Annotated in this window: 26 protein-coding genes; 6 read left to right on the top strand and 20 right to left on the bottom strand. The window is 60.1% G+C overall.

All coding sequences use genetic code 11. The features are described 5' to 3' along the window. Window positions 1-486 precede the first annotated feature (486 nt). The 10 genes from BCS36_RS07710 to guaB all read right to left on the bottom strand — a co-directional run bounded on the left by BCS36_RS07710 (window position 487) and on the right by guaB (window position 9820). On the bottom strand, window positions 487-1038 hold the full coding sequence (locus BCS36_RS07710) for a hypothetical protein (protein ID WP_291302321.1): 552 nt from the start codon (window positions 1036-1038) through the stop codon (window positions 487-489). Window positions 1039-1064: 26 nt separating this feature from the next. Further along, the gene (locus BCS36_RS07705) at window positions 1065-1403 is read right to left on the bottom strand and encodes an SMR family transporter (protein ID WP_291302352.1); all 339 of its coding nucleotides are present in this window, start codon (window positions 1401-1403) and stop codon (window positions 1065-1067) included. Next, complete coding sequence (locus BCS36_RS07700; RefSeq protein ID WP_291302320.1) at window positions 1403-1861, bottom strand: multidrug efflux SMR transporter; 459 nt, start codon at window positions 1859-1861, stop codon at window positions 1403-1405. Before BCS36_RS07700 ends, BCS36_RS07705 begins: the two co-directional genes overlap by 1 nt. Before the next feature lie 615 nt (window positions 1862-2476). Then, on the bottom strand, window positions 2477-3223 hold the full coding sequence (hisA, locus tag BCS36_RS07695) for a 1-(5-phosphoribosyl)-5-[(5-phosphoribosylamino)methylideneamino]imidazole-4-carboxamide isomerase (RefSeq protein ID WP_291302319.1): 747 nt from the start codon (window positions 3221-3223) through the stop codon (window positions 2477-2479). Then, a complete protein-coding gene (locus BCS36_RS07690) occupies window positions 3220-3879 on the bottom strand; it encodes a hypothetical protein (RefSeq protein WP_291302318.1) in 660 nt (219 codons plus the stop codon). Before BCS36_RS07690 ends, hisA begins: the two co-directional genes overlap by 4 nt. After that, entirely contained in the window at window positions 3879-4475 is a 597-nt protein-coding gene (locus BCS36_RS07685) for an imidazoleglycerol-phosphate dehydratase (RefSeq protein WP_291302317.1), read from the bottom strand. Before BCS36_RS07685 ends, BCS36_RS07690 begins: the two co-directional genes overlap by 1 nt. Continuing rightward, window positions 4472-5902: a twin-arginine translocase subunit TatC gene (gene tatC / locus BCS36_RS07680; protein ID WP_291302316.1), complete on the bottom strand. Its 1431-nt coding sequence runs from the start codon at window positions 5900-5902 to the stop codon at window positions 4472-4474. The genes BCS36_RS07685 and tatC overlap by 4 nt, the downstream gene beginning before the upstream one ends. After that, on the bottom strand, window positions 5899-6570 hold the full coding sequence (tatB, locus tag BCS36_RS07675; protein ID WP_291302315.1) for a Sec-independent protein translocase protein TatB: 672 nt from the start codon (window positions 6568-6570) through the stop codon (window positions 5899-5901). The genes tatC and tatB overlap by 4 nt, the downstream gene beginning before the upstream one ends. Before the next feature lie 9 nt (window positions 6571-6579). Continuing rightward, the gene (gene guaA / locus BCS36_RS07670) at window positions 6580-8115 is read right to left on the bottom strand and encodes a glutamine-hydrolyzing GMP synthase (RefSeq protein ID WP_291302314.1); all 1536 of its coding nucleotides are present in this window, start codon (window positions 8113-8115) and stop codon (window positions 6580-6582) included. Window positions 8116-8362: 247 nt separating this feature from the next. After that, complete coding sequence (gene guaB, locus BCS36_RS07665; protein WP_291302313.1) at window positions 8363-9820, bottom strand: IMP dehydrogenase; 1458 nt, start codon at window positions 9818-9820, stop codon at window positions 8363-8365. 387 nt (window positions 9821-10207) lie between these two features. Between guaB and ffh the strand changes: the two genes are divergently transcribed. The 5 genes from ffh to BCS36_RS07640 all read left to right on the top strand — a co-directional run bounded on the left by ffh (window position 10208) and on the right by BCS36_RS07640 (window position 14907). Continuing rightward, window positions 10208-11746: a signal recognition particle protein gene (ffh, locus tag BCS36_RS07660; protein WP_291302312.1), complete on the top strand. Its 1539-nt coding sequence runs from the start codon at window positions 10208-10210 to the stop codon at window positions 11744-11746. Between the two features lie 117 nt (window positions 11747-11863). Further along, the gene (gene rpsP, locus BCS36_RS07655) at window positions 11864-12103 is read left to right on the top strand and encodes a 30S ribosomal protein S16 (RefSeq protein ID WP_179979665.1); all 240 of its coding nucleotides are present in this window, start codon (window positions 11864-11866) and stop codon (window positions 12101-12103) included. A 157-nt stretch (window positions 12104-12260) separates the two neighbouring features. Continuing rightward, window positions 12261-12491 (top strand): KH domain-containing protein, encoded by a 231-nt coding sequence (locus tag BCS36_RS07650; protein ID WP_012625423.1) that lies wholly within the window; start codon window positions 12261-12263, stop codon window positions 12489-12491. A gap of 11 nt (window positions 12492-12502) precedes the next feature. Next, window positions 12503-13051: a ribosome maturation factor RimM gene (rimM, locus tag BCS36_RS07645; protein WP_291302311.1), complete on the top strand. Its 549-nt coding sequence runs from the start codon at window positions 12503-12505 to the stop codon at window positions 13049-13051. A gap of 884 nt (window positions 13052-13935) precedes the next feature. After that, window positions 13936-14907, top strand: a complete 972-nt coding sequence (locus tag BCS36_RS07640; protein ID WP_291302351.1) for a DNA-formamidopyrimidine glycosylase family protein — start codon at window positions 13936-13938, stop codon at window positions 14905-14907. Between the two features lie 239 nt (window positions 14908-15146). Here BCS36_RS07640 and BCS36_RS07635 read toward each other — a convergent pair whose 3' ends face one another. Beyond that, window positions 15147-15797 (bottom strand): flavodoxin family protein, encoded by a 651-nt coding sequence (locus BCS36_RS07635; RefSeq protein WP_291302310.1) that lies wholly within the window; start codon window positions 15795-15797, stop codon window positions 15147-15149. Window positions 15798-15994: 197 nt separating this feature from the next. Here BCS36_RS07635 and BCS36_RS07630 point away from each other — a divergent pair, with 197 nt between their 5' ends. Beyond that, complete coding sequence (locus tag BCS36_RS07630; RefSeq protein ID WP_291302309.1) at window positions 15995-16381, top strand: helix-turn-helix domain-containing protein; 387 nt, start codon at window positions 15995-15997, stop codon at window positions 16379-16381. A gap of 360 nt (window positions 16382-16741) precedes the next feature. On the opposite strand, the gene BCS36_RS07625 is transcribed toward BCS36_RS07630, so the two are convergent. The 9 genes from BCS36_RS07625 to rplS form a co-directional block, all read right to left on the bottom strand. After that, complete coding sequence (locus BCS36_RS07625) at window positions 16742-19507, bottom strand: ComEC/Rec2 family competence protein (RefSeq protein WP_291302308.1); 2766 nt, start codon at window positions 19505-19507, stop codon at window positions 16742-16744. Window positions 19508-19920: 413 nt separating this feature from the next. Further along, window positions 19921-20376 (bottom strand): SsrA-binding protein SmpB, encoded by a 456-nt coding sequence (gene smpB, locus BCS36_RS07620; protein ID WP_291302307.1) that lies wholly within the window; start codon window positions 20374-20376, stop codon window positions 19921-19923. Continuing rightward, window positions 20373-22145: a phosphoenolpyruvate--protein phosphotransferase gene (gene ptsP / locus BCS36_RS07615; protein ID WP_291302306.1), complete on the bottom strand. Its 1773-nt coding sequence runs from the start codon at window positions 22143-22145 to the stop codon at window positions 20373-20375. The genes smpB and ptsP overlap by 4 nt, the downstream gene beginning before the upstream one ends. Before the next feature lies 1 nt (window position 22146). Further along, window positions 22147-22437, bottom strand: coding sequence for an HPr family phosphocarrier protein (locus BCS36_RS07610; protein ID WP_291302305.1), 291 nt, complete (start codon window positions 22435-22437; stop codon window positions 22147-22149). A 115-nt stretch (window positions 22438-22552) separates the two neighbouring features. Continuing rightward, a complete protein-coding gene (locus tag BCS36_RS07605; RefSeq protein WP_291302304.1) occupies window positions 22553-23302 on the bottom strand; it encodes a PTS system mannose/fructose/sorbose family transporter subunit IID in 750 nt (249 codons plus the stop codon). A 121-nt stretch (window positions 23303-23423) separates the two neighbouring features. Then, window positions 23424-24284, bottom strand: coding sequence for a 16S rRNA (cytidine(1402)-2'-O)-methyltransferase (rsmI, locus tag BCS36_RS07600; RefSeq protein WP_291302303.1), 861 nt, complete (start codon window positions 24282-24284; stop codon window positions 23424-23426). Further along, window positions 24226-24732, bottom strand: coding sequence for a YraN family protein (locus BCS36_RS07595; RefSeq protein ID WP_291302302.1), 507 nt, complete (start codon window positions 24730-24732; stop codon window positions 24226-24228). The genes rsmI and BCS36_RS07595 overlap by 59 nt, the downstream gene beginning before the upstream one ends. After that, on the bottom strand, window positions 24729-25391 hold the full coding sequence (locus BCS36_RS07590; protein ID WP_291302350.1) for a ribonuclease HII: 663 nt from the start codon (window positions 25389-25391) through the stop codon (window positions 24729-24731). Before BCS36_RS07590 ends, BCS36_RS07595 begins: the two co-directional genes overlap by 4 nt. A gap of 509 nt (window positions 25392-25900) precedes the next feature. Then, entirely contained in the window at window positions 25901-26248 is a 348-nt protein-coding gene (rplS, locus tag BCS36_RS07585) for a 50S ribosomal protein L19 (RefSeq protein ID WP_183717307.1), read from the bottom strand. Window positions 26249-26279: the final 31 nt, after the last annotated feature.

Here is a 26279-nt window from a genome sequence, read left to right as displayed (position 1 = left end):
CGCCAATGAAATGCTTTGTGGCGGAGGCGGGCTTGACCACACCGATGCCCATTTGAAATGTTTTGTGGGGAAGGAACCCTTTTGCGAAAGGGTCTCCTCCCCCACGCCCCCATCCCCCACCCCCTAAAACTCTTATTACATTTTGGTGTATTACAAAGAGTTTTCTGATGCAGGACTGGGATGTAGGGACAGTGCCTTTCCGGCAGCACTCCATTTCAAAATTGATCTGCTCCAACAGCGACGTGTTCGCCCTGTTCTGCTGCGTGCTTCCGCGCAGGTATCCTCATTCTCCACAGCATCTGCAACCGCGTATCTGTATGTAACGCGAAAGCCCATTGAGAACGTCTGTTCTCAATGGGCTTTCACGCCCGTAACGACGCTGGGCAACAAATAAACGACGCGTAGGCCTTCATGGCAAGAGCCTGCTTACGCAGCCGTCGGAGTAGGTTCGGAATGGAATTGCTCCGGGGTGGAATTGTTCAGGGGTCAGCGCAACCGCAGGTTTACGCCGCTGTCGTCAAAAACCTGAATATCCAGAGAAATGTATTTTTCCGCCAGGACGGCAGGTTCCACGTTGAGCGACAGGTGGCGTAGCTCGTCATGGCTGAAACCGGTGAGCCAGCGGGCGGCTTCAAGCCCCAGCGGGGCCAGTTGCGCCACCGGAGTGAACAGAATGGCCGGGCAGGTCTTGTAAGCGTAAAGACTGCCGTTGATGAGCGCGAGGGGAAAAAGGCCACAGGCCACGGGCCGATTCTCACGGGGCAGGCCACAGCCTTTGGGCGAACACGACTTGCAGCCACGGCCATCCATATAGGCGGTGTCGGCATTGAGCATGTAAAAGTCTTTTTCAATGCCAGCGTGTATCTGCCGGGGCAACAAGGCCATGGGGTAGGGTTCGTTGGAATCCTGCGGGCCGCAGCAGTAGCGGCAGTCGCAGCAGTATCCGTTCTGTATCCAGCCATCACGCCAGCGCAGCGTCCGGCGGCGCGTGAAAAGACCGCGCCATTTTTCAAGATAATCCCAGAATTTTTTTTCCACAATTGCCTCCGGCAGACGGCCGGGCGTTAACTCATATGCAAGAGCGCCATGCCTGTCATGAGCAAAGCCATGCCAGCAAAGGCGCAGGGCCGCAGCTTCTGGCTGAAAAAAAGCCAGCCTCCAAGGGAGGTGCCAAGGATCCCGAAGCTGCCCCACATTGCGTAGGCCACAGCCAGGTCCATATGGCGCACGGCCAACGAAAGACAGTAAAAAGCCAGACCCACAAGCGCCAGTGAAAAGAAGCCGAGCCAGCGGCGGCGAAAGCCGCCGGATTTTGCCAGTAAAAGGTTTGCCAGCACGTCCAGTGTCGCGGCCAGCACAACCAGCAGCAGTGAAAGACTGAAAAAAGAGGTGACGGACTGCATCATGCCCTTCCTCCCACCTGAGATCGCGCTTGCGCGCTGCCTGCGGCAGATGTGGGACGCGCTGCCGGGTGGATGGCGGCATTGGCGTTTTCCTTGCCGCGCCCCGTCCCGAGCCCAGTTCCGTGGTGGACAAGCAGAGCGCCCGCCAGCACGCACACAAGGCCAAGCGCGCGCTTGGCGGTCATGCTTTCGTCCAGCAGGACAACGCTGCACAGCGTTATGAGCGTCAGCCCCAGCCCCTCCCAGAAAGCGAAGGCCACGCCAACGGGCAGGCCGGTGGTGGCTTTTGCCAGCAGATAGTAGGAAAGGCCAATGGCCACCCACATGAGCGCCAGACCCAACAGGGCGGCATGGGCGAAACTCCAGCCTTGCGCCATCTTCATTACCGTGGTTCCTGCCACTTCAAAAACAATGGCTCCCATAAGGCAGAACCAGTGGCGGGGTTTGGTCACAAGCATTTTATCCTCGCATGCGTTCCGGGCAGCTATGCCGGGCAGGCTTCAGTGATGCCCATCGGCAGGTAGTCCGGGATTTGAAACAACCAGAGCGTCGGCCGCCTGACGGGGCCGCCGCGACAAAGGACGTCTGCATGTGAGGAATTAAAGGAAGGAACGCCAGTAGCGCTCTTCGGGGTAACCGCAAAAAGGGCGGTCAGGGTGTTGCTGGTTGTAAAAAGCTGACTTCATGTAGAGAGTATAGGTACTGCCCGACGGCTTGGCAAGGGTGCCCCAGGTAGGCCAGCCAGGACAGGCAGCCAGGCCAGACAGGGCCGACAGATCAGATCAGGGCGACAGGTCAGAACGGGGCCAGCGCCCGGCATATACATGCCCAACACAACAGGCCCATGCGGACGTTGCGCGTCCGCATGGGCCTGTATTTTTTTGTTATCAGCCAGAACGATGAACTTTGCGATGGCCTGCTGTCGGGAAGAAGCCGTCCTTGGCTCCCTCCGGCTCACACCATACTTTGAATTATCCTAAAACACGATAAGAGTTTTAGAGGGTGTGGGTGTGGGGGAGTGACCCTTTTGCAAAAGGGTCACTCCCCCACAAAGCATCCCAACGAATGTTACCCTAAACTTGCACACCAGCCTGAGCATCGATCCAGGCATTGGCTTCTTCAAGATTGAGCGTCCCTTCGTAGAGGGCGCGCCCGCTCACCGCGCCGATGAGGCTGGTATTGAGGGTGAGGGGGTAGAGATTCTTAACGTCTTCAAGCGTGGCCACGCCGCCCGCCGCAATGACGGGCACGGTGGAAAGCTGCGCCAGATGTTTCAGAGCCGCCACATTGACGCCGCACTGCATGCCGTCGCGTTCAATGTCCGTATAGATGACAAAGGCCGCGCCGTCTTCAAGCAGGCGGGGCAGGGCAGAATCAACGGTCATGCCCGTATCTTCCACCCATCCGCGGCTTTTGAGGCGGCCGCCTTCAGCATCCAGTGAAACGCCAATCTGGCCGGGAAATGCGCGGCACATGGCGGCGAAAAGCTCGGGCTGTTCCAGAGCCAGGGTGCCGATGATAAGGCGGCTGACCCCGGCTTCAAGATAGCCCTCGGCCGTTTTCATGTCGCGGATGCCCCCGCCCAGTTGCACGGGGATGGAAAGGGCCGTGCAGATGTCCCGCACGATGTGTCGGCTCTGGGCTGCGCCGTCAAAAGCGCCGTCCAGATCAACCACGTGCAGCCAGCGTGCCCCGGCTTGTTCCCAGGCTTTGGCCGCGTCCACAGGGCTTTCGGCAAAGGTCGTGCTTTCGTGGGCACGCCCCTGCTTGAGGCGAACGGCCTTGCCATTCTGAATATCTACCGCAGGAAACAGAATCATAATCCCAAATCCTTCACAGCCTTGCGTATGCCATCCACGGTGAGTTCCTCTGCGGTGACCCACTGGCCCTTGCGTTTGAGAAATGAGCCCATGTTCAACAGGTTTTCCGTCAGGCCCAGCTGTTTTTCTTCAAAAACAGAGCGGTCCATGATGCTGCCCGTGTCAACGCGCAGCAAAAAGAATTCGACGCGCACGTGGGCCGACTGGGTGACCCCTGCCGTGGAGCCTTCCCGTTCGTGCCAGTCCAGCACCTGAGGAATAAGCAGCACCTGCGCGCCCTGCTTTTTGCCGTATTCTATCCAGCGGGGCAAAGCCTGCGGCTGTTCGGAGCTGTGAAAGGTCGTCATATCCTTGGGCAACGTGCGCAGACTGATAAACTTGTACTGCCGGTTGGTGTCGGTGGTCAGTACACGGCGCAATTGCATGTCCAGGGAGGTCAGCATGTCTTCGGGAATGCGCCCCTGGTCTTCGGGGATGCGGCCCATGATAAGCTGGCTTGCATTGACGGGTTGGGTAAAGGGAGCCACGGTTATGGAATAGGTGCCGGAGAGGTTGCGCGGCACATCGGCTGTGCTGCGCGGACGCTTGGAGCAGGCGCCCAGAACGAGGACGAGGCTTAGTGTAATCAGTAGCAATATATTCAGGCGGTTATGCATTAATCAAGACCTCCCTTGGTGCTGCGGATGGTTGTGCCGTGCCGCCGCACCGCCTGAGCCAGAGCAAGACCCAGACCCTTGGCGACGGATTCCAGCAGGTGGTGTCCATTCTTGCCGTAGCGCATCTCCACATGCAGATTGCAGCGTGCGCCGCTTGCAAGAGCCTTGTAATATTCACGCCAGAGGTCTTTTTCCTCCCCGGCGAGTACGGGAGGCAACAGGTCGTCGCCGCGCCACTCAAGCCAGGGACGGCCTGAAAGGTCCACGGTGACTTCTGTAAGGGCTTCATCCATGGGCACGCGTCCGTAGCCTACGCGGGCAATGCCTGCCCTGTCGCCCAGAGCGTCAAGCAGGCCTTTGCCTAGGAGAAGGCCCACGTCTTCAGCGGTGTGGTGGGCGTCCACTTCCATATCGCCCTCACAGACCAGGGTGAGGTCCATGCCAGCCCAGAATGCCGTCAGAGTCAGCATGTGGTCCAGCAGGCCAAAGCCCGTTCTGATATCTGTTTTACCCTGGCCGTCCAGCGTCAGTTCAAGGCGTATGTCGGTTTCGACGCTGGTGCGCGCCTGAATGGCCGTGCGCGGGGCGGTACTCATGCTTCCTCCGAGGTAGGGGCGGCCTTGGCGTCTTTGGATGCGCCGGCAGCACCGTCAGAAGTGGTCTGCTTTTCCTGGCCTTCACCCTCTTCGTCTTCGCTCTTTTTGGCTTTGCGGCCAAAAGCTGCGGCCACTAAGATACTTATTTCATACAACACGAGCATGGGGCAAGCCATGAGAAGCTGCGAAACCACATCCGGCGGCGTAAGAATGGCGGCCACGACAAAGATGCCAAGGACGGCGTAGCGCCGTGCCTTGCGCATCATGGCGGCGGTGATGACGCCCATGCGGGCCAAAAAGAAGGCGAAAAGCGGCATTTCGAAGATGATGCCAAAGGCCAGAATAAGCTTGAGCACAAAGCTCAGATAATCGCTGACCTTGGGCATGGCCACGATTTCTTCAGTGGCAAAGCTCACAAAGAAGCTGAACGCGTAGGGAAAGACCACAAAGTAGCAGAATGCCCCGCCGGAAGCGAAGAATAGGGCGGACATCACCGCAATGGGAATGATGTATTTTTTTTCCTCTTCATACAATCCCGGCGCGATGAAAGACCATATCTGGTAAAAAATCACCGGGCTGGATGCAAAGATGCCCGCTACCAGGGCAATGTACATGCGCGTAAAAAAGCCTTCGGGCAGGGTGGTGTAAATGGCGTGTGAGCCCTTGGGCAGCACGGCCAGCAGCGGGTTCACCAGAGCGTCGAAGATGGGGTCCACCACCGCCCAGCAGACAAAAAATCCCAGAACAATGGCAATGCAGCAGCGCACGATGCGCATGCGCAGTTCGCCGAGGTGGTCCATAAGGCCCATGGCCTTGTCCGGCCCATCATCGTCGTCTTCATCGTCGTCGGGGGCGGCGGGAAGGTTGCCGCCCGAAGCAACGGGAAGAGGCGCATCGCCCGACGTGCCCGCAGGCGGAAAGGGGCTTGCCGGGGGCAGCGGGGGCTGACCGCCCGATGCCGCAGTCGGCGGGGTGTTTTCAGTTGGCGAGGTTTCTTCAGGGGCAGCGTTGGCTGGCTCCGAAGCGTTGTGCGCTACAGTGGAATCGGCAGCGGCTTCCTGGGCGACCGAATCCTGCGGCGTTGCAGCAACGGATTTTTCCGGGCCGGCGGCAGCAGCAAGGGGGGCGGCGTCGGGCGTGGGCACTGCCGTGGCGTTTGCCGCAGCGTCTGTTACTGTGTCTGTCGCTGCGCCTGCCACAGCATCTGCCGTGGCGTTAGCCGCAGCACCTGCCGTAGCGTCTGCCGCATCGGGAGATGGTGCTGATGGCGTGGCAGAGGCCGCCAGCTTGCTGGCGGCCTCAAGATCAATCTGGCCTATAACGGACAGAGCGGCGGATGCTTCCGATTCCTGGCCGGACTCCGGGGAGTCGGCCGCCGTAGCATCAATCGAAGCCTGCTCAAGAGGGGCTTTTTTTTCTTCAATCATGCCTTGCCGCCGTTTTCAGAGGCTGTAGCGGTCTGAGCCAGGCGGGCTTCCGCCGCACGGGCTTCAGCTTCAGTTCGTGCGAGGGCTTCGGCCAGCGGGCTGCCTTCCGGCGGCGCTGGCACGCCAGCGTCGGCATTTGCCGTCTCGCTGGCAGCAGAAGCCTGCGGCTGTTCTGCCTCGGTAGCAGCTTCTTGCGCATGCTGGCTGGCAGCCTGGGCTTCGGACTCCGAAGGCTGTTCGGCATGTACCGCAGTGGTGTCCAGCACGGCCTCAGCCGCAGGTATGTCCTGCGGACCAGTCGCCTGCGCGCCAGCCTGGGGCGGCTGGCCCTCGGCCTGGCCTTCAGTCTGACCTTCAGCCTGGCCTGCGGGCTGTCCCGCTTCCTGCGCGACTTCCGATCCAGCCGCCTGGGCGGCGGCCTGCGCGGCGGCTTCGGCTTCAGCTCTGGCGGCCTCTCTGGCAGCCTGGGCAGCCTCTTTTTTACGCTTTTTTTGCTCTTCCTCTTCAACCTCGGCATTGAGGGTGCGCTGGAAGTCGGTGGAAACCCGGCGGAATTCGCCCAAAGCCTTGCCCAGTGTGCGCGAAATGTTGGCCATGCTCTTGGGGCCAAGCACAATCAGGGCCACCACAAGGATGACCAGAAGCTCAGTGCTGCCTATACCGAACATAGGGCTCTCCTATTCCCATTCAATGGTGCTGGGCGGCTTGGAGGACACGTCGTAGACCACACGGTTGACGCCCTTGACCTCATTGATGATACGGCCGGACATGCGCTCGATAAGCTCGGCGGGCAGGCGGGCCCAGTCTGCGGTCATAGCGTCCACGCTGTCGACCACGCGCAGGGCAATGACATGCTCATAAGTGCGTCCGTCGCCCATAACGCCCACGGTCTTGAGCGGCAGCAGCACGGCAAAGCCCTGCCAGACCTTGCGGTACCAGCCGGATTCGCGCAACTCCTGCTGCACGATTTTGTCAGCCTGACGCAGAATGCTGAGGCGCTCTTCCGTCACTTCGCCAAGCACACGAATGGCAAGGCCGGGGCCGGGGAAGGGATGCCGCCACACGATGGAGTCGGGCATGCCCAGTTCAGCGGCAACCTTGCGCACTTCGTCCTTGAAGAGTTCGCGCAGGGGCTCGATGAGCTTGAGCTTCATCGTATCGGGCAGGCCGCCCACATTGTGGTGGCTCTTGATGACCGCGCTGGGGCCCTTGTGGGAAACGGATTCGATGACGTCGGGGTACAGCGTGCCCTGAGCCAGAAAATCGACTTCAGGGAGCTTTTTGGCTTCTTCATCGAAAATTTCAATAAAGGTGTGGCCGATGATTTTACGCTTCTTTTCGGGATCTTCCACGCCCTTGAGCTTGGAGAGAAAGCGCTCCTGCGCCTGCACAAAATTGAGATTGAGGTCAAAATGTTCGCGCAGGAAGCCGACCACTTCATCGCCTTCGCCAAGGCGCAGCAGGCCGTTATCCACAAAAATGCAGTGCAGGCGCTTGCCGATGGCGCGGTGCAGCAGCACGGCCACAACCGTGGAGTCAATGCCGCCTGAAAGGGCGCAGACCACATGCTTGTCGCCAGCCTGCTCGGCCATTTCCTTGATCACGCGCTCCACAAAGGACGACATGGTCCAGTCGGGCTTGATGCCGACAATCTTAAACAGGAAGTTCTGGAGCATGCGCTCGCCGTCCACGCTGTGGTGCACTTCGGGGTGGAACTGCACAGCGTAGATTTTGCGCTTTTCATCGGCCATGGCAGCAACTTCAAGCGTGCTGGTGCTGGCCGTGACGGTGAAGCCGGGCGGCGGCACCATAACCTTGTCGCCGTGGCTCATCCACACGCGGGTAGGCGAGGTGACGCCTTCCATCAACGTGCAGGGCGCGATGAGGTTGAGGTCGGCCGGGCCGTATTCGCGCGTGAGAGATTGGGCCAGCTGCCCGCCGAGGTTCTGGGCCAGCAACTGCATGCCATAGCAGATGCCGAGCACGGGCACGCCCAGTTCCAGAAAGCCGGGGTCCAGCGCCGGGGCGTCGGCTTCGCCCACGCTGGCCGGGCCGCCGGACAGAATGACGGCTTGGGGCTTCATGGCGGCCACCTGTTCGGCAGTGGTCACACAGGAGTGGATTTCAGAATACACCCCGGCTTCGCGTACGCGTCGCGCGATAAGCTGGGTAACTTGCGAGCCGTAATCTATAATAATGACCTTGCTGGGCATAACTTCCTCATGATCTGTGCGCGCCCAGCCGGGGGCGCACCGGTTCCCTGTGTGCAGGGGGCATGCGGCGTCGCTGCGCCGCCAGCCAGAGCATCTTCACTGTGAGATGCGTATTCTCAATATTTTCATGGCGTCCGTCCCGGCGTCGTCAGTGCAAACAGCGTGCGCCTGCGCCCCGTGGCGGATGCCTGCTCGCGCAGACGCCAGGGCAGTTTCAAGAAGAAATTGCCCTGGCGTTCAATACGCCCTAGTTCTCAATGCGATAGTTGGGGGCTTCCTTGGTGATGACCACGTCGTGCACATGGCTTTCACGCAGGCCAGCCGGAGAAATCTCGCAGAACGTGGTGTTCTCGAACAACTGCTTGAGGTTGTGCGCGCCCACATAGCCCATGCCGGAACGCAGGCCGCCCATGAGCTGATATACAGCCTCCATCACCTGGCCACGATAGGGCACGCGGCCCACGATGCCTTCGGGCACGAGCTTTTTGCTCTTTTCCTGGAAGTAGCGGTCGGAGCTGCCTTCCTTCATGGCGTCGATGGAACCCATGCCGCGATAGATTTTGTATGTGCGGCCCTGATACAGAATGGTTTCACCGGGGCTTTCCTCGGTGCCCGCGAACAGCGAGCCGATCATGACCGAATGCGCGCCCACGACCAGGGCCTTGACGATGTCGCCCGAAAACTTGATGCCGCCGTCAGCGATGCAGCAGCGGTTCAACTCACGCGCGGCGCGTCCGCCGTCCATAACAGCCGTTACCTGTGGCACGCCAACGCCCGCCACAATACGGGTGGTGCAGATGGAGCCGGGGCCGATACCCACCTTGACGGTGTCGGCGCCAGCCTCAAGAATGGCCTTGGCCCCTTCATAGGTGGCCACGTTGCCAGCCACAAGCTGGCAGTTGGGAAAGGCCGTTTTGACCATGCGTATGGCATTGAGGACGTTGACAGAATGCCCGTGGGCAGAATCAAGCACCAGCACGTCGACCCCGGCTTCAAGCAGCTGCTCGGCGCGGGACTCGCAATCCTTGCCAATGCCGATGGCCGCGCCAACGCGCAGGCGTCCGGCGGCATCCTTGCAGGCATTGGGGTACTTTTGCACCTTGTCGATGTCCTTCATGGTGATGAGGCCGCGCAAAAGGCCGTCTTCATCAACCACAAGCAGCTTTTCTATACGGTGTTCGTGCAAGTGCTGCTTGGCTTCTTCAAGGGAGGTGCCCATGGGCACGGTGACCAGATTTTTACTGGTCATGACGTCGGCCACGCGCACGGCGTGCCCGTCTTCAATAAAGCGCACGTCACGGTTGGTGAGAATGCCCACCAGGCGGCCATCTTCCACAACGGGCAGACCCGAAACGCGGAAGTCCGACATGAGGTCAAGGGCATCCTGCACGGTATTGTTGGGTGAAATGGTCACAGGGTCGAGAATCATGCCGCTCTCGCTCTTTTTGACCCTCTCGACCTCAAGGCGTTGCCGGGCAACGGGCATGTTCTTATGGATGATGCCGATGCCGCCCATGCGCGCCATGGAAATGGCCATGGCTGATTCCGTCACGGTGTCCATAGCGGCGGAGAGCAGGGGGATGCGAAGAGGAATGGAAGGGGTGAGCCAGGTGGCTATGTCCACGGCGTCAGGGGTTATGTCCGAATAGCCGGGGATGAGCAAAATATCGTCAAAGGTCAGCGCCTTGCCGCGATTGGTGAACATGACTTCCTCGTAATATGCTGGAATAATTGTTCAAATTATAGTCTGACAGAGTATCCCCTTGTGGCCCGTATGTCAATGCGGGCTGCGCATTTGCGGGCTGCCTTCTCGCCGGGAAAAGGCGGGTGCCCCGCCATTGCCCGGTGAAGATCCTGAGAGTCGGGCGGGCCAGTTCGGGACGGGTGCCTGCGCGTACAGTTTTTGGCCGTGCTTTGCAAGCCCCGGTGCGCCTTTTTCTTACAAGACTTGACGTGAGGCGGCAAACATCCTATGAATCACCACTTCGCCCCTGTAGGGGCTTTTGCGCCGTGCGGCGGCCACGTGCAGGGTATCTGCGCGAGGTAATAACCGCACCGCTTTTTGCCGCCCTGCGGCCCCTGTGGAGACTGCATGTTCGAAAGCCTTTCAGACAGACTTTCCGGCGTATTCCGCTCTTTTAGCGGACGAGGCCAGCTTACCGAAGAAAACGTGCAGGCCGGTCTGCGCGAAGTGCGGCTGGCCCTGCTGGAAGCGGACGTTAACTTCAAGGTCGTCAAAGACTTTGTTGAAAGCGTGCGCGAAAAGTGTCTTGGCCAGGAAGTGCTCAAGGGCGTGAATCCTTCCCAGCAGGTGGTCAAGATCGTCAATGACGAACTGGTAAGCCTGCTTGGCGGTGAAACTGCCGGTCTTGACCTTCAGGGGCGCGAGCCTGCGGTCATCATGCTTGTGGGTTTGCAGGGCTCGGGCAAAACCACCTCTGCGGGCAAGATAGCAAATATTTTACGCAAGCAAAAGATGCGTCCCTATCTTGTGCCTGCCGACGTGTACCGCCCCGCAGCCATTGACCAGCTGACAGTGCTCGCCAAACAGCTGGACATGCCATGCTATCCTTCCACTGTGAACATGAACCCAGTGGACATAGCCAAGGCCGCCCTTGAAGAAGCGCGGCGCGAGCAGGCCACGGTGCTGCTGCTGGATACGGCGGGTCGTCTGCATGTGGACGAACCCCTCATGCAGGAGCTTGAGGCCATCAAGGCGGCCGTGCGGCCGCAGGAAATTTTGTTTGTGGCTGACGCCATGACCGGCCAGGATGCCGTGACTGTGGCTGAAAGCTTCAACCAGCGCCTTGGCATCACCGGTGTTGTGCTCACCAAGATGGACGGTGACGCACGCGGCGGCGCGGCCCTTTCCATCCGCGCGGTTACTGGCGCGCCCGTAAAATTTGTGGGCATGGGCGAAAAACTGTCGGAGATGGAAGTTTTCCACCCCGACCGCATCGCCGGGCGTATCCTGGGCATGGGCGACGTGCTGACCCTTGTGGAAAAAGCACAGAGCGCCATCAATGCCGAGGAGGCCGAAGAACTGGCCCGCAAGATGAAAAAGGCCAGTTTTGACCTTGAAGATTTTCGCACCCAGATGCGCCGCATCAAAAAGCTCGGCTCGCTGGACAGCATCCTCAAGATGATTCCGGGGCTCGGCGGCTTGCGCGACAAGCTTGCCGAAGCAAGCGGGGCCATGCCCGAAAAGGAAATGGCCCGTACCGAAGCCATCATCAACTCGATGACTATGGCAGAACGGCGCAACCCCGACATCCTCAACGGCAGTCGCCGGGCGCGCATTGCCAAGGGCTCGGGCGTGACCGTCGCTCAGGTCAATCAGCTGGTGCGCCAGTTTGAGCAGATGCGCCAGATGATGAAGGGCATGATGGGCGGCAAGGGCGCCAAGATGCCTTCGATGCCCCGCATGCGCGGCATGCCCCCCGGCATGACCCCGCCCGGCGGTATGGGCGGAATGCCCGGCCTTGGCGGTCTGCCAGGCATGGGCGGCATGCCCGGAATGGGCGGTTTGCCCGGTATGGACGGCGCAGCCGGTGGGCGCGCGGGTACCGGAAAATCGGCCGCCGCAAAAAAACGCAAGAAAAAAGAACGTCAAAAGCGTAAGAAAAAATAGATATTTCGCGGCAAGGAGCGCCGTCGTAACGGCAACACCTCTTTGCGCCAGGGCTTTTCCGCCCTTGCCCTTTCCCGGGCGCAACGATAACATACCACCTCAAAGGGAGTTGGACTCATGGCTGTAAAGTTGAAACTGACCCGCCTCGGAAGCAAAAAGCACCCCTTCTACCGGGTTGTGGCCGCCACTGACGAAACCCGTCGTGATGGCCGTCCGCTGGAATTCCTGGGCTATTATAACCCCATGAAGGATCCGATCGAGGTCAAGCTTGATGCGGATAAAATCAAGGAATGGCTGGCTCGTGGCGCTGAACCCACGGATACCGTGCGTTCCCTGATCAAGAAACACATGGCCTAGCGCATTCCGCTAAGCTTCCGCCACGGCGGCAGACGCCCTGCGGCCTCCCAAATTATGCGAAAGCATGTTGGGAAAGGCCGTTTTGGGCAATATCGGCACTGCGCGCGGCCTTTACTGCTCCGGTCTTCTCCGGCGCAGACCCCTTTGGAGGTACTCAATGAAGGCCCTGATCGAATATATTGCCCGGTCCCTGGTAGATCATCCCGACGAAGTGCAGGTCAGCGAAGTGGAAGGCGAACAGACTACCGTTCTGGAACTCAAGGTTGCCAAAGAAGACCTGGGCAAGGTCATTGGTAAGCAGGGGCGCACGGCCAGGGCCATGCGCACCATACTGAGCGCCGCGTCCATCAAGTGCAAAAAACGCACTGTGCTGGAAATTCTGGAATAGCGCCGGATACTATGGCGGATTCATGGATTCATATGGGCACGCTTGCGCGGCCCCACGGTATCAAAGGGGAGATCTGCATCGATTGGTATGCGGACTCCCCCTTGCTTTTGACCACCCCTCTCTGGATTCAGGCGGGCAATGCCGAACCGCGCCCGATCCGGCCTCTTGCAGTGCGCAGCCATAAAGGCCGCCCGCTGCTGTTGCTGGAAGGCGTGGCAGACCGCACAGCCGCCGAAAACTTTCGGGGCTACAAGCTGCTCACAAAGCGCGAAACCCTGCCCGAACCTGATGACGATGAGGTCTATCTGGAAGATCTGCTCGGCGGGGACGTTTTGCTGCCCGATGGGCAGCGGATCGGCAGGCTCGATCACTTTGAGTACCCCGCTGATCTGGAAATGTGGGTCATCATGACGGATGACGACCGGGAAGTGCTTTTTCCCGCCAGGCCGGAGTTTATCGTGGGCTTTGACGTAGAAGCCCCGGCTGTGGTTATTGATCCGCCGGAAGGGCTGCTGGATATTTATCTTTCGGATAATTCAGAGAAAAAACAGGATATGTAGGGCGGCATTGTCGTCTGGTTGATTTTTGGGGCTGCTGTGTCTTTGGGCATGGCAGCTTTTTTTGTGTTGTTGGGGTGCCTGCGCGGCGGCGGAAGTGGGTTCGCAGTAATCTCTTAAAGAAAATAAAGCAGGTTTGTCCTTTGAGAGACGATTTTTGTGCCCCGCGGGCATGGCGGTTTTTCATTAATTTAGTTTTGGCCGCCTGCGCGGCGGGCGGCAGAGGGGGCTGTGCAGTTGCGGCTTCAGAGAAAATAAAGCAGGCTTGTCCTTTGAGAGACGATTTTTGTGCCCTACGGGCATGGGGGTTTTTTATTAATTTAGTTTTGGCCGCCTGCGCGGCGGGCGGCAGAGGGGGCCTGTTAGGGGCTGCCGCCCCTCCGAGGACCCCTCTGCACTCCCCCCGGACGACCCCGCTGGGCTTTCCTCATACCATAATCCCGCGAGGGCTGCGCGGCCTCTGCTACGGGAGCTTCCTCGCTGCGCTCGGCGATCTCCCTCCGCGCCGCGCAATGCCATCTGTGAGCTTTGCTTTGACTCGTCATAACCGACCAGAACAGCTTAACGTGGCTAATAATATGATAATTTCTGAATAATTGCGTTGTGTTGTGTGCGCGGCTTTCCGTCGTGAGAGGCATAGGCGCTGCTCCAGCCGTAGGCCGCAGGGCTTGCCTGTGAACCGTTGATGGAACCGTCTTACGCGGCAGGACAGCATCGCTGCGGACGAAGACTGCACCGCTATTTATCTGCGCCGCTCCGTAACGAGCATCTGAATTATCAAAATTCATCTATGCAAATGTGTGGCTGGTGTGAATGGAACGTCAGGTGGACGCCCATCTTGCCATACGGGCAAAATGTCTTATCTTTCCGGCAAACAGAGGAACATCATGCCCGAACTGCCAGAAGTAGAAACTATTGCCCGAACCTTGCGACCTCATGTGCAGGGTTGCGTTATCACCAACGCGCAGGTACTGCGCGCCACCAGCCAGCATCCTCTCAGCCTCCCGCTGGAACATTTGCGCGGCTGCCGCATTGCGGAAGTCGGGCGGCGCGGCAAGCTGCTCCTGTTGCAGCTTGACGCCTCAAGCGCTGAAAATGCCGCTGTTCGCGGGTGCAAAGACCTGCGGCTTGCCGTGCACCTGCGCATGACAGGGCGGCTCATGACCTATGCGCCCGAAACAGCCCCGGGCTCGCACACCCGTTGCATTTTTGATCTGGACATTCCCGCTTCGCAGGTGGGGATTCAGAAAGATAATGAAGGGGCGCGTGCCGGACACGCCTCATCCGTTCAGGTGAAAGACGCACAGGATCAAGCGAAGGATATGGCTCCTGACGTTCACGAAGGGCCGCGCCGTCTGTTTTTCGACGACGTGCGCGCATTCGGCCTCGTGCTGGCGGGCACGCCCGATATCTTTGACCGCTGGCCCTTCTGGAGCGAACTTGGCCCAGAACCTCTGACCCTGACGCCAAAAAATTTCGCCAAAAGCCTCGCGGGCAGAAAATCAGCCATCAAGGCCGTATTGCTGGATCAGAAAATCCTGGCAGGCGTGGGCAATATCTATGCGGATGAAAGCCTGTTCGCGGCAGGCATTGACCCGCGCCGCAAAGCAACAGACCTTACCCGAGATCAAATGGATCGCCTGCTGAAGGCCCTGCAGGACGTGCTGTTGCTGTCCATTTCACAGTGCGGCAGTTCCATTCGCGATTACAAGGACGCCAACGGCAATGCGGGCGCATTCCAGAATACCTTTGCGGTATATGGACGCGGCGGCCAGCCCTGCAAGAATTGCGGTCGCCCCCTTGAAAAAGCCAGGGTTGCAGGCCGAGGCACCGTGTACTGCCCGCAGTGTCAACGGTAAGGCGGCATAAACGCAGGCTGGCGTAAAAAGAGTTTTGGCGGTGAAGGGTTTGTGATGCGCAGCGGCGGCCAACGCAGCGGCATGGCGCTGGCAGAACATCAGTCAAAGTGGCGGCCAGTGTAACAACTCGACTGGCGGCCAGAGTAGCTCGCAGAACGGCGGCAGCCAAAGATACTGGCAGTCCGGCGTCCAGAGCTGAGGGGCGGCCTAGCCGCCCCCAGCGCATGAGCTTCAATACCTCAGGATCGGGCCATGGCCATGCCCATTTCAAAGGCTTTCTGGCAGTCCTTGGGGAACTCCTCATTTTTGCGTTTGAGCTTGGCTTCTTCAGAGAAGCACTCCACCTTGTACTTGCTGTAGTCCATAAACTGATAGGTGTCGTTCACATACAGCACCGAGGGCGGCGTCAGCATCCTGCCCGTAAAATACTCCATTCCGGAGAGATGTTCGGGATAGTCCATGCTCCGCATGAAGGCTTCCGTGACGTTCATAGTGTAGATAAAGGCCGTTTTCATCTTCTTGGGGGCAATGGAAGAATAGGTGGCGTCATATACCAGATAAGGGAAAAGAAAGCGCTCAAAAAATGAACGCATTTCACCCGTAATGCCCTTAAAATAGATGGGCGAGCCAAAAATAATGCCGTCAGCGAGAGAAAGTTTTTCCAGTACTGGGGCCAGCTCGTCCTTTACTGCGCATTTGCCGTAGGACTTCCCGCCAATTCGCTTGCATTCAAAACAGCTGATACAGCCTTTATATGTGTAGTCGTAGAGGTGCAGCATTTCGGTTTGCGCGTCAGGCTGCGCTGCGGCCACGCCTTCAAGAGCTTTGGCCAGCACAGTGGCCGTGTTGTGCTTTTTTCTGGGGCTTCCGTTAACTGCGTAATATTTCATGGTTTCTCCTTATGAACAATGCGGGTTTTCATTCTTGCGCCTGCGCTTGGCGCGTTGTATCGACAGATATACTTTAAAAGAAGCGCGGGTTAGAAAACAAGTACGCAGTTTTTTCTAACCTGGAATGCGGGTTTTCACCTGTGCCGCAGAAGGCGGGCAACGTCCCGTCGCACAAGGCTTTTCAAGGAGCGTCAGGCATGAAGGCAATGATGACGGTGGGCTACAATACGGCACTGCCGCGTGAAAGCGTATATGATATCCCTTGTCCCCTCATCTACGCCCTTAACCTCATAGGCGGTAAATGGAAATTGCCCATCCTCTGGCATCTGGCCGACACGGGCGGCTGCGGCTTCAATGCCCTGGGCCGCGAAGTGACGGGCATCACCAACATGATGCTTGGCAAATGCCTGAAAGAGCTGGAACGCGACGGTCTGGTCAGCAAAACGGAACTTGCTGCGGGCAAGGTACGCCGCGTGAAATATGCCCTGACGCCGCAAGGCTGGCGTTTGCTGCCAACGCTGAAAGAACTGTACCAGTGGGGGAAAGAGCATATGGGGGTAGAGCCGGTTTGTCAGCAGGGGTAGGCGCATCCCGGCAGATCAGTTTTTTTCGTTTAGATCAGGTACCCTTTGTAAAAGGGTACCTGATCTAACGTTGCTCAAGAGTGCTGCGCTCCGCAATGTAGCGAGTACCCAGGCGAAAATCGCAATTTTCGGCAGAATGACAACATTGCAGCGCGTGATATCAAGAAAGCACGGCCTCTGGAGCTCCCACTCCTAAACCAGAATAAAGGTTTTAGACAGTGCCGTCACGAGATGAATTTCCAGTCATATCAAGGCGAAGTTCGACGCAGAAATAACTGGAAAGGCGCTCGTGCCGACATTGTCTAGGGGGTGTGGGGGAGGGACCCTTTTACAAAAGGGTCCCTCCCCCACAAAGTATTTCTATTCTCCTGCCTGCTCGCCGGGGGCGGGATTTTCGTACAACGATCTTTGCGTTTGCAGGCGCAGGGTTACGTCCGTGTTTTTATCTTTCCGTTTTGCGCGGCCCGGCGCGCTTGCCCAACTCAGGCTTATCTGCCCATCCCTCCCTGTGAACAGCAGGGGAATCCCCGCACTGTCCAGCCACTCCCGTACCTTTTTTCCCGGGTATCCGTAGCGGTTTTCAAAGCCGCAGGCCGCCACCGCAACCTCGGGCTGCACGGCTTCATACAGTTCGGGCAGATAGCTACTGTCCGACCCGTGATGGGGCAGCACCAGCACCTGGGCCCGCAGATCCAGCCCCTGATCAAGCATATGGCGTAGCGAGCGGCGTTCTGCGTCACCTGGAATGAGCGCCAGCCCCTGCCCATAGAGGGTCAGCCTGGCCACCAGCGAGGCGTTGTTGCCGTCCCAAACTTCGCGGCCAGCAGCGCCCGCGCCGTGTAGGCTCCTGTCGGCGCGCGGCGGGTGCAGTATTTCCAGTTGCAGGCCATATGCGGGGTCGCCCAGTTGCAGCACATCCCCTTGCGCAAGAGGCTGGGCTCCGTGCTGCTGACGTGTACGCGCCCAGATCGCGGCCCAGCCTCCTCTGGCGTCGCCGCTGTCCCGCCCGTTGTCAAAGAAGGCGCTTACAGTGAACTGCCGCAGGATATGCACAAGCCCACCCATGTGGTCCAGGTCGGGGTGGCTGTTGAGCACGGCCTTGAGGCGGGGGCCGTCGTTGTAGAGCAGCACCGGGGCCACGATGTTCTGGCCGGGGTCAAAGCGCGGCGAAGCGCTGCCGCCGCCGTCCAGCAGCAGGCGCATGTGCCCCGGCAGTCGTAGCGCCACGGCCTGACTCTGGCCTACGTCCAGCACATCCAGGCGGATTTCGGGCGAAAGCCGTTCCACCAGCCGCAGCGCTGGGCCGACCAGCAGCAGAAGTCCCCCTGCCAGCAGCAGGTGTTTCGCTGCTGTCGGCAAGGTGGGACGTCCTGCCTTGAAGGCCAGAGCCGTGAGCAGGGCGGCAAAAGCCGGCAGGGCCGTCCAGTGGGGGCGCAGCATGGAGGGAGCCAGCAAAAGGTCGTTTGCGGCCAGCCAGTCCAGCAGGTCCACCAGCCATTGGCAGGGCAGGGCCGCCAGGTCCAGAACCAGACGGGCCGTGGTTTCCATGCCAAGGGCCGCGCATACCAGGCCCAGCACAGAGGCGGGCAGCACAAAAAGATCAGCCACAGGAAGCCACGCCACATTGAGCGGAAACCAGAATCCCGCATTGCCGAAAAGGAGCATGTTCAGCGGCAGAAGAACCACCTGGATGCAGAGCGAAACGAGAAAAATACGCAAAAGCGCGCGGCCCCATTGGGCGAAGCGGGCGCGCGCGCCTGACTGGGGCGCGCCGTCGAATCCCGGCATAAGTTCACGCAGCCAGGGCATGCTCAGGCCGATGGCGCCCACGCACAGGGCGGAGAGTTGCAGCCCGGTATCAAACACGTTCAGCGGCGCGGCCACGGTGATGCACAGCAGCGCCGCGCACAGGGCGTCCAGTGTGGTGCGCGGGCGGCCCATGGTCAGCCACAGGGCCACCACAAAGAGCATGACCGTGGCCCGCAAAAGCGACGCAGGAGCGTTGCCCAGCCACAAATAGGCAAGGGCCGGAGGCAGTGAGGCCAGTATGACCCAGAGAGTGCGCGGCCGGTGCAGGTAGATGCCTGGCCGCAAGCGCGCCAAGGCCAGCACGCAGGCCAGTCCGAGCATGCCAGCGATGACAAGGTGCTGCCCTGAAAGGGCCAGACTGTGCACCAGGGTAGCTGCAATAAAATTGTTCAGCGTGGCCTGATCAAGATACTGCCTGTCGCCAAAGAGCAGGGCGAGCAGGATGGCCTTGCCCTGGCGCATCTCTGCCGCGCCTGGAGGGGGAGAATAGGCCAAAGACTTTGGGGCGGCGTCAGAAAGCGCGGGGGACGCGGCATTGTCTGTAAGGGGCAAAGGCCGGGGAGGAACGAGGGCTGACAGAAAATCCGCGCGCAGGGCCTCGCGCAAGCGGGCGGAGCGCCCTGGTTCGCCGTGCAGTTGGGGCTCTGCCCGCCTCTCCTGAGTCCACATTCGCCAGTAGACGCCCTGCGTAGCCCACCAGAGTTCCCATGCGGCCTGCCCCTCGTTGGCAAAACCCTGCATGGGAATGGGCCGAAGACTGAGGCAGAGAGTCTGTCCCGGCAATGGCCGCAGCGGGGGATGCTCCCAGGTGAGCGCCGTCTGGCCGGACAGTGGCACATTTTGGCCGGACAATGGCGTGGCCATGTCGGATAATGACGTGAAGGCTGTCGACTGCGCGCGTGCTGGCGCAGCTACGCTCCCGTCTCTGGCCTGTTTCAGGGGGCCGTCCCCCTCTGGGGCCAGATCGGCGAGCAAAAGTCGCAAACGCTGATCCGGCAGGCCTTGGCTGTCCGTGACAGTGCCGCATAGCCGCGCCTTTTTGCCTGCCTGCGCCAGCCAGGGGGGCCGTTCCGGGCTGGAAAAACCGTGCTGCCACGGACTGCCGTACAGTTGCCACTGCGCGGTCAGCAGCCCCACGAGCGCCAGCAGAGCGCAAAAAGCCAGTGGGGCTGTGTGCCACAGGCGTTTATCCGCAAGAATTAAAAGGAAAAAACAAAGAAGGGTCTGGTGTGGCCATACGGCGGCGGCAATGCCGCCTATCCAGAAGCACAGGCAGGTCTGCCAGAACAGCGGGGCTTGCAGTGGCGGATAACGCATGCTTTTTCGTGCCCGTGGAAAACCTCCGTCCGGTTGGGGGCGGCGGGTCAGACGTGTTCTGAGTTGGTCGCGCCAGCGGTATGCGCGCCTCTGTCCTGCAAAACGCCAGCCTTCATCTTGTCTGGCCTGCGTCATGAGCGCAGCAAACACGCCGGCGACCCCGCCGATGGCGGGAGTTCCTGGGGCGTGCCCGTCCTGCCAAAGCGGCGGCGTGGCGTATCACGCATCGGTGATATCAATGGGGCTGAACTATCTTTTTGCGGGCAATGGCGCTTTGCCATTGCTCCGGCGGCGCGAGGGCAGGCCTTTGCCGTAAAGACGTAAGCGCTGGCTGGCTGCGTGGTTACGCGCCAAAGCGAGCGGCTTGCAAACGTCAAAATGTCTACGCGCAGGGGGATGCTGCCCCTGAAAAACTAGGCCAGTTCGCGGGCCAGATCCCTTTCTTCAGCGCGTTTTTTAAGGCTTTCACGATGATCGTGCAGCTTTTTGCCCCGGCCAACGGCCAGTTCCACCTTGATCTTGCCCCGCTTGAGATACAGGCGCACGGGCACGACCGTAAGGCCCTTTTGGGCCACAAGCCCGGCCAGTTTGGCGATTTCGCGCTGGTGCAGCAGGAGCTTTCGGGCGCGCTCGGGCTCCTGCGGGGCGTAGCCCGCATTGGAGTATGGGGCCACATGCAGCGAGACAAGCCAGGCTTCGCCCTTGCGAAAGTCAACATAGCTGTCGATGAAGTTGACCTTGCCCGCGCGGATGCTTTTGACTTCTGGGCCGGTAAGCACAATGCCCGCCTCGGTAAACTCGGAAAGTTCGTAGAGGTGGCGGGCCTTTTTATTGACGGCGATGGTGGAAGGCGATGTTTTTTGGCTCATGGCTGGCTGTGGATCAAAAGGCTGGTGGTGTGAAAGGCCAGTTCAGGCCCAAGGGATTGATGCAACTGTTCACGAACCATGCGGCGGGAGGCGGCCACATCCGTGCTCATGAGCACGCTGTGGGCCAGTTCCACGCAGGTTTCGGCGTTAAGCTGGCGGATAAGGTGTTTCAGGCCTGGCACAAAGCGTGGAGCAGCGGATATGGTGTCTACCCCCATGCCCAGCAGCAGGGCCATGCCCAGCGGATCGGAAGCCAGTTCGCCACAAACGGAAACTCCTATGCCTTCGCGGTGTGCGGCGTCAACAATATGCTTGAGCGAGCGCACAACGGCGGGATGCAAGGGTTCATTGAGATACGCCACATGGCGGTTGTTGCGGTCTATTCCCATAATATAATGTATGAGATCGTTTGTGCCAATACTGAAAAAATCGCATTCTCTGGCCAAGGCGTCGCAGATGAGGGCCGCCGCAGGAGTTTCTATCATGACGCCAAGGGGCAGTTCGGGCGCGTGCTGCAGGTTCTGGGCGCTGAGTTCCTGATGCATTTCCTGCATGATGCGGCGCACCTGCTGTACTTCGTCCATGCCGGAAACCATCGGCAGCATGATGGCCACGTTGCCGTGCACCCCTGCGCGCATGAGCGCCCGCAACTGCGTGCGAAAAATTCCCTGATGGCGCAGGCAAAAGCGTATGCCGCGCAAGCCCAGGGCCGGGTTGGGTTCCTTGAGGGCCGCCTGGGCATGCAGCATCTTGTCCGCGCCCACGTCAAGGGTACGAAAAACAACGCGCTCCGGTGAAATTTTCTGGGCCACAAGGGCGTATTCGGCCAGCAGCTCATCTTCGTCTGGCAGGCGGCCTTTGAGATAGGCAAACTCCGTGCGGTACAGACCCACGCCGTCGGCTCCGCTGCACGGCACTGCCGCAAGCTCCTCGCTGCTTTCCAGATTGGCCTGAACCACCACACGCACGCCATCACACATTTCAGCGGGCCAACGGGCCGTCTTGAGCGTGAATTCTTCCCATCCGGTGTATTCAAGGCGGCGGGCCTCATAACGGGCAATGTCCGCCTCATCCGGGTCCAGCAGCACGCAGCCGCCAAGACCGTCAATAATGACCTGCTCGTTTTCCCGGGCCACGGTCACAAGGCCGGTAACGCTGGAAAGGCAGGGGATGCGCAGGCTGCGCGAAAGGATGGCCGTGTGCGAGGTGGGGCCGCCCTCGGTGGTCAGGATGCCCAGCACGCAGTCCAGGTTCAGCTCCATAACATCGGCGGGAGAAAGGTCTTCGGCCACCAGCACGCCCGGTTCATCGGCGCCCCGTGTTTCGGAAGGGCCAGTGGAAAGGCTCTCGCGCAGGCGTAAACCCACAGCGCGGATATCCTGCGCGCGGTCGCGCAGATAGGGGTCGTCCATGCCCCGGAACAGGGCGCACAGCTCATCGACCGTCAGGCGCAAGGCCCAGGGCGCGGCAATGAGCTTTTGCTCGATGCGCGCGGAGGCGGTGTTGAGCAGTTTGGCGTCGCGGGCCATTTCCATCTGCGCGGCAATAACCTCACGGTATTCGGCCAGATCCTCTGGCACGTTGTCCATGGTGTTTTGCAGCGAAACGCGCACGTTTTCAGCCGCAAGGCGCAGGGCGGCCTGCTCGGCCTCCACTTCAGCGGGCGTGATGCGCCGCTCCTCATCCTGCCGCAGCTTGTGCATGAAGCGCACCCGGCCAATGGCTATGCCGGGAGAAACTGGAGTGCCAAAAAGTACCGCGCGGGCCATATCAATCCTGCATGGTGCTGAGAAGACGGGCCAGGCCGCAAAGGGCCTCGCGGGCGTCATGCCCCTGAGCCAGAAGAGTCAGTTCCGCGTTGAAGGGCGGGGCAAGTGAAAGAACGTCAAGCATGCTTTTGGCGTCAACCTCGCCGGTATCGCTGATGAGCTGAATGGCCGACGAATAGCGCTGGGCTTCCTGGGCCAGTCGTGCTGCGGGCCTGGCGTGAAGGCCATTGCGCAAATTAAGGCAAAGCCGCATTTCCAGCCCGCGTGACGTTTCTTCAATGGTCTCTTCCATTTCCTCACCTTTTAACAATGTCAGGGCGGTTGGGGCCGTATATGGCGCGGCGGCGCCGAATGTCTGCCTCGACCTTCTGCCAGCCCTGCTGTGCCTGCTGGCAGTCGGGGACATACTACATACCTATGAGGTCAACGTCCATGAGAATCAACGCCCCAAGCGTCATGGCCCACAGCAGTATGCGCGGCAGCCGGAGCCGCGCCACAAGCCAGGATGCGCCCAGTACCGCCAGCGCGCCCAACAGGTAAACGTCCCACGGAAAGGGCTTCAGACGGCTCATGGGCAGGTGCCAGATGACCAGGGCCACCAGCACCGCGTTGACCATCTTGAGCCTGTCCACCCAGTTGATGAGGTTGAGGCGTCTCAGGCGTGCCAGCACCGGCATGCCGTGGCGCAGGCCTGAAAAAAAGCTGCCCGCCCTGAAAAGCAGCAGGGCGAAAAAAAATCCCACAGCCAGGAACCCTGCCAGGGCTATATGGCCCGAAAGCAGAAGCGCCACGCTCACAAGCGCCCACAGGGGCAGCAAGGTGCCGCTGAAAAAGGAATCGCCCAGGGCAGAAAGCGTGGTGGCCAGGGTTTCGCGAACAGAGCTTACGGCGGATTCAGGAAGCGTGCCCTTGGCTATTTCTTCTTCCAGCGCCAGCAGAATGCCCACAAAAAGCGGGATCATGAAGGGGTGGGTGTTGCTGTGCCCGCCATAGCGGGCAAAGGCCCGGGCGCGGGCCGCGCCTTCAGGATACAACCAGCACAGGGCGGGACTCAGCACAAAGAGCAGCCCCACCTGCTGCATGCCTCTGGCCGTGGTGGCCGCATTGATGCAGCATGTGCGGCCAAGGCAGTTGAGTGCGACGAGTGTGGGATACATCAGTGCGTCCTGCCCGCATGAAGTCCGGGGTTTACCGTGGACTTCGCCCAAAGCCGTAAGGGCGTCCCTGACGTCTGCCGCCCGGCGGCAGATGAACGGACGCACGGCGGCGTTGCGGTGGTTAGAGGTTGCGTTGGGAGTCTGTATCGGCCGTGAGCAGAGCGTATATTTCTTTGCCGCTCCAGCCGCGCACCATATCCTGAACCCTGCGGGCCACCTGCCGGGGCTTGCCCTCCGGGCCGCCCGCTTCCAGTTCCTGCCGCAGCAGGGCCAGAACCTCGTTCTCAGGGCTGCGGCTTACCTGCTCCGGCGGACCGATGATAACAGTAATTTCGCCAAGCAGGTCGTCGGGCAGGTCTTCGCTGTTTTCCAGCCTGATGAGTATAAATTCCTCATGCTCCTTGGTCAATTCACGGCAAACCGCCGCCTCGCGCGGGCCCAGCAGTTTGGCTGCCCGGGCCAGGCTTTCCTTGAGACGGTCCTTGCGCTCAAAAAAAATGAGGGAGCCGGGCACATGAGCAAATGCGGCAAACAGGGCGTCGCGTCCCGAAGCGTCACGCGGCAGAAAGCCCAGAAAGCTGTGCGGCAGGGGCGGCAGGCCCGCAGCGGAAAGGGCCGCAACAGGCGCTGAGGGGCCAGGCAGGGGAGAAACAGGCAAGCCTTCCTTGCGGCAGGCGCGTACAAGGCGGTAGCCGGGGTCGGCCAAGAGCGGCGTGCCCGCGTCGGAAACAAGGGCCACACTCTGGCCTTCGCGCAGGGCGCGCAGCACATGTTCCTGCCGCTCGGCCTCATTGTGGTCGTGGAAGCTCAAAAGGCGGCGCGCTTCAATGCCGCAGTCACGAAAAAGGCGGGCCGTGCGGCGCGTATCTTCCGCAAGCACAAGGTCGGCTTCGGTCAATACGGCGCGTGCCCTGGGCGAGAGATCACCAGGGTTGCCAAGAGGCGTGGCTACTATCCAGAGCCGGGGGGCAGTCAAAGGCATGGCAAAAATGCTCCAGGTGCAGGGTAGAGCCATCGCGCAGGGCGCAGATGACATCAAAACGGCAGGGCTGTTCCCATGCCTCGTGGGCCGACAGCCACGCGCGGGCCGCGCGGCAGAGGGTGCGCTGCTTTGCGATGCCCAGAGCATGGATGGGGCCGCCGTGGTTGTCGCTGCCGCGCGTTTTCACTTCAACAAAAACAATGGTGTCGCCGTCACGGCAGACGATGTCCAGTTCCAGGCGGGCCTGACGCCAGTTACGGTCAAGTATGGCGTAACCCTTGCGGGTCAGCAGGGTCGTCGCGGCGTCCTCTCCTTCTTTGCCCAGAAGCAGGTGCGCGGCTGTGTCGGTTTTTTTGTCAGCGCCTTTGCACTGGCCGTCTTCACGAGCAGAGTGCTTCTTGCCGGTCATTTTGTCAAAAAGCTCCGGCAACAGGCGGCGCAGGTTCACAGCAAGCTGCCCTGCCGCACGGCAGCGGATTTTTCCTCGCACACGCCCCGGAACGTCAGCCGGTGCTGCGGGCAGGGGCCAAGGCGGCGCAGCGCCTCGTAATGCTCCTTGGTGCCGTAGCCCTTGTGCACGCCGAAACCGTAGCCGGGCCAGCGTTTGTCAAGGCTGGTCATGAGCCTGTCGCGGCAGGTTTTGGCCAGAATGGACGCGGCTGAGATGGCGGGTTCTGTGGCGTCGCCGTGTATGATGGCGCGCTGTCTCGGCGGCGTACCCGCGTGCCCCAGGCTCCACAGGTGCGCCAGAACGTGGTCGGGCACGGTTTTGTCGCCGTCAATGAGCAGAAGGGCCGGTGTTGCGCGCAGGTGGCGTATTGCCAGGCTCATGGCCACAAAAGTGGCCTGAAGGATATTGATGGCATCAATGCGGCGCGGCCAGACGATGCCGAGCCCCCAGCTTACGGCACAGGCCTTGATGCGCGGAGCCAGGATATCGCGCTGCCTGGCTGTGCAGGCCTTGGAATCCGTAAGGCCGGGCAGGTCAAAGCTTGCGGGCAGGATGACGGCACCGGCCACCACCGGCCCCGCAAGGCAGCCGCGTCCGGCTTCATCCACTCCCGCCGTGACGCTGGGATCATTGGGGCTGCCTGCTGCAAAAAGCAGACTGCCCTGAAGATCAGGCTGGCACGATGGGCGGGAGGAGGGCTTTTTCACGCATGGTCTCCTGGAGCAGATTAACTTTGAACTGCTTCACATTTCAAAGTTTTCATGTAGTAGAGCTTCCCCCGTAACTTCCTTCGCCGCAACGGCTAAAGCTCGGCTGAATCCACGCCACGCTGTGGCGCGCTGCACTTTCGTGCAGCATTAGCGCAGGTACACTTTTTCAAAGGTAAATTGCTCTAAGGAAGCGCTGAGTTATTCCGTTTGGCGGCGTTGCTTCACTTTTTTTGAAACAGTCGAGGACGGAAGAGTCCACTCCTGCTTCAAAAAAAGATCGCGCCTTGCCAAAAGAAATAATTCGCGTTTCCAGGAGGCTCTTTAATCAGTGCTTCCCTAACTCTGTCAACTCCGGCAATAAACGCGCAAGAGGCGCGCCATGAGCGCGGTTGCCCGCCATCTCACGGCGCGCCGTCAAAAAGGCGCTGTGTGTGTTCCGATGCCTCAGCAGGCTATCAGAAGCGGCCACGCGGCTTGATACGCGCCGCTTTGCCCTTGAGGGCGCGCAGGTAGTACAGACGGCTGCGGCGCACGCGGCCCTGGGTGACCAGTTCCACGCGGTCGATGAAGGGCGAGTTGATGGGGAAGATGCGTTCCACACCCACGCCGTCAGAAACCTTGCGCACCGTGAAGGTGGCATTGGTGGTGCCGCGTTTGATGCGGATGACGTTGCCCTGGAAAACCTGGATGCGCTGTTTTTCGCCTTCCACGATACGCAGGTGTACTTTCACCGTGTCGCCGGAGCGAAACGCGGGTACATCCATGCGCATGTTTTCCCGTTCGATTTTTTTGATGATATCCATCGTGAACTCCTTGCAAATCCGGGCGGATTGT

The organism is Desulfovibrio sp. MES5, assembly GCF_002237645.1.
Lineage (GTDB): Bacteria > Desulfobacterota > Desulfovibrionia > Desulfovibrionales > Desulfovibrionaceae > Desulfovibrio.
This window is presented reverse-complemented; position numbering and strand designations above follow the sequence as displayed.

What these genes read in the sequence shown, in the direction of transcription:
- tatC (WP_291302316.1), bottom strand. Translation starts at nt 5,902, where the DNA reads ATGATTGAAGAAAAAAAAGCCCCTCTTGAGCAGGCTTCGATTGATGCT.
- BCS36_RS07640 (WP_291302351.1), top strand. Translation starts at nt 13,936, where the DNA reads ATGCCCGAACTGCCAGAAGTAGAAACTATTGCCCGAACCTTGCGACCT.
- BCS36_RS07705 (WP_291302352.1), bottom strand. Translation starts at nt 1,403, where the DNA reads ATGCAGTCCGTCACCTCTTTTTTCAGTCTTTCACTGCTGCTGGTTGTG.
- BCS36_RS07700 (WP_291302320.1), bottom strand. Translation starts at nt 1,861, where the DNA reads ATGCTTGTGACCAAACCCCGCCACTGGTTCTGCCTTATGGGAGCCATT.
- ffh (WP_291302312.1), top strand. Translation starts at nt 10,208, where the DNA reads ATGTTCGAAAGCCTTTCAGACAGACTTTCCGGCGTATTCCGCTCTTTT.
- rimM (WP_291302311.1), top strand. Translation starts at nt 12,503, where the DNA reads ATGGCGGATTCATGGATTCATATGGGCACGCTTGCGCGGCCCCACGGT.
- guaA (WP_291302314.1), bottom strand. Translation starts at nt 8,115, where the DNA reads ATGCCCAGCAAGGTCATTATTATAGATTACGGCTCGCAAGTTACCCAG.
- ptsP (WP_291302306.1), bottom strand. Translation starts at nt 22,145, where the DNA reads ATGGCCCGCGCGGTACTTTTTGGCACTCCAGTTTCTCCCGGCATAGCC.
- rpsP (WP_179979665.1), top strand. Translation starts at nt 11,864, where the DNA reads ATGGCTGTAAAGTTGAAACTGACCCGCCTCGGAAGCAAAAAGCACCCC.
- guaB (WP_291302313.1), bottom strand. Translation starts at nt 9,820, where the DNA reads ATGTTCACCAATCGCGGCAAGGCGCTGACCTTTGACGATATTTTGCTC.
- BCS36_RS07685 (WP_291302317.1), bottom strand. Translation starts at nt 4,475, where the DNA reads ATGAGTACCGCCCCGCGCACGGCCATTCAGGCGCGCACCAGCGTCGAA.
- BCS36_RS07650 (WP_012625423.1), top strand. Translation starts at nt 12,261, where the DNA reads ATGAAGGCCCTGATCGAATATATTGCCCGGTCCCTGGTAGATCATCCC.
- tatB (WP_291302315.1), bottom strand. Translation starts at nt 6,570, where the DNA reads ATGTTCGGTATAGGCAGCACTGAGCTTCTGGTCATCCTTGTGGTGGCC.
- rplS (WP_183717307.1), bottom strand. Translation starts at nt 26,248, where the DNA reads ATGGATATCATCAAAAAAATCGAACGGGAAAACATGCGCATGGATGTA.
- smpB (WP_291302307.1), bottom strand. Translation starts at nt 20,376, where the DNA reads ATGAGCCAAAAAACATCGCCTTCCACCATCGCCGTCAATAAAAAGGCC.
- BCS36_RS07610 (WP_291302305.1), bottom strand. Translation starts at nt 22,437, where the DNA reads ATGGAAGAGACCATTGAAGAAACGTCACGCGGGCTGGAAATGCGGCTT.
- BCS36_RS07635 (WP_291302310.1), bottom strand. Translation starts at nt 15,797, where the DNA reads ATGAAATATTACGCAGTTAACGGAAGCCCCAGAAAAAAGCACAACACG.
- BCS36_RS07605 (WP_291302304.1), bottom strand. Translation starts at nt 23,302, where the DNA reads ATGTATCCCACACTCGTCGCACTCAACTGCCTTGGCCGCACATGCTGC.
- BCS36_RS07690 (WP_291302318.1), bottom strand. Translation starts at nt 3,879, where the DNA reads ATGCATAACCGCCTGAATATATTGCTACTGATTACACTAAGCCTCGTC.
- BCS36_RS07630 (WP_291302309.1), top strand. Translation starts at nt 15,995, where the DNA reads ATGAAGGCAATGATGACGGTGGGCTACAATACGGCACTGCCGCGTGAA.
- BCS36_RS07625 (WP_291302308.1), bottom strand. Translation starts at nt 19,507, where the DNA reads ATGCGTTATCCGCCACTGCAAGCCCCGCTGTTCTGGCAGACCTGCCTG.
- rsmI (WP_291302303.1), bottom strand. Translation starts at nt 24,284, where the DNA reads ATGCCTTTGACTGCCCCCCGGCTCTGGATAGTAGCCACGCCTCTTGGC.
- hisA (WP_291302319.1), bottom strand. Translation starts at nt 3,223, where the DNA reads ATGATTCTGTTTCCTGCGGTAGATATTCAGAATGGCAAGGCCGTTCGC.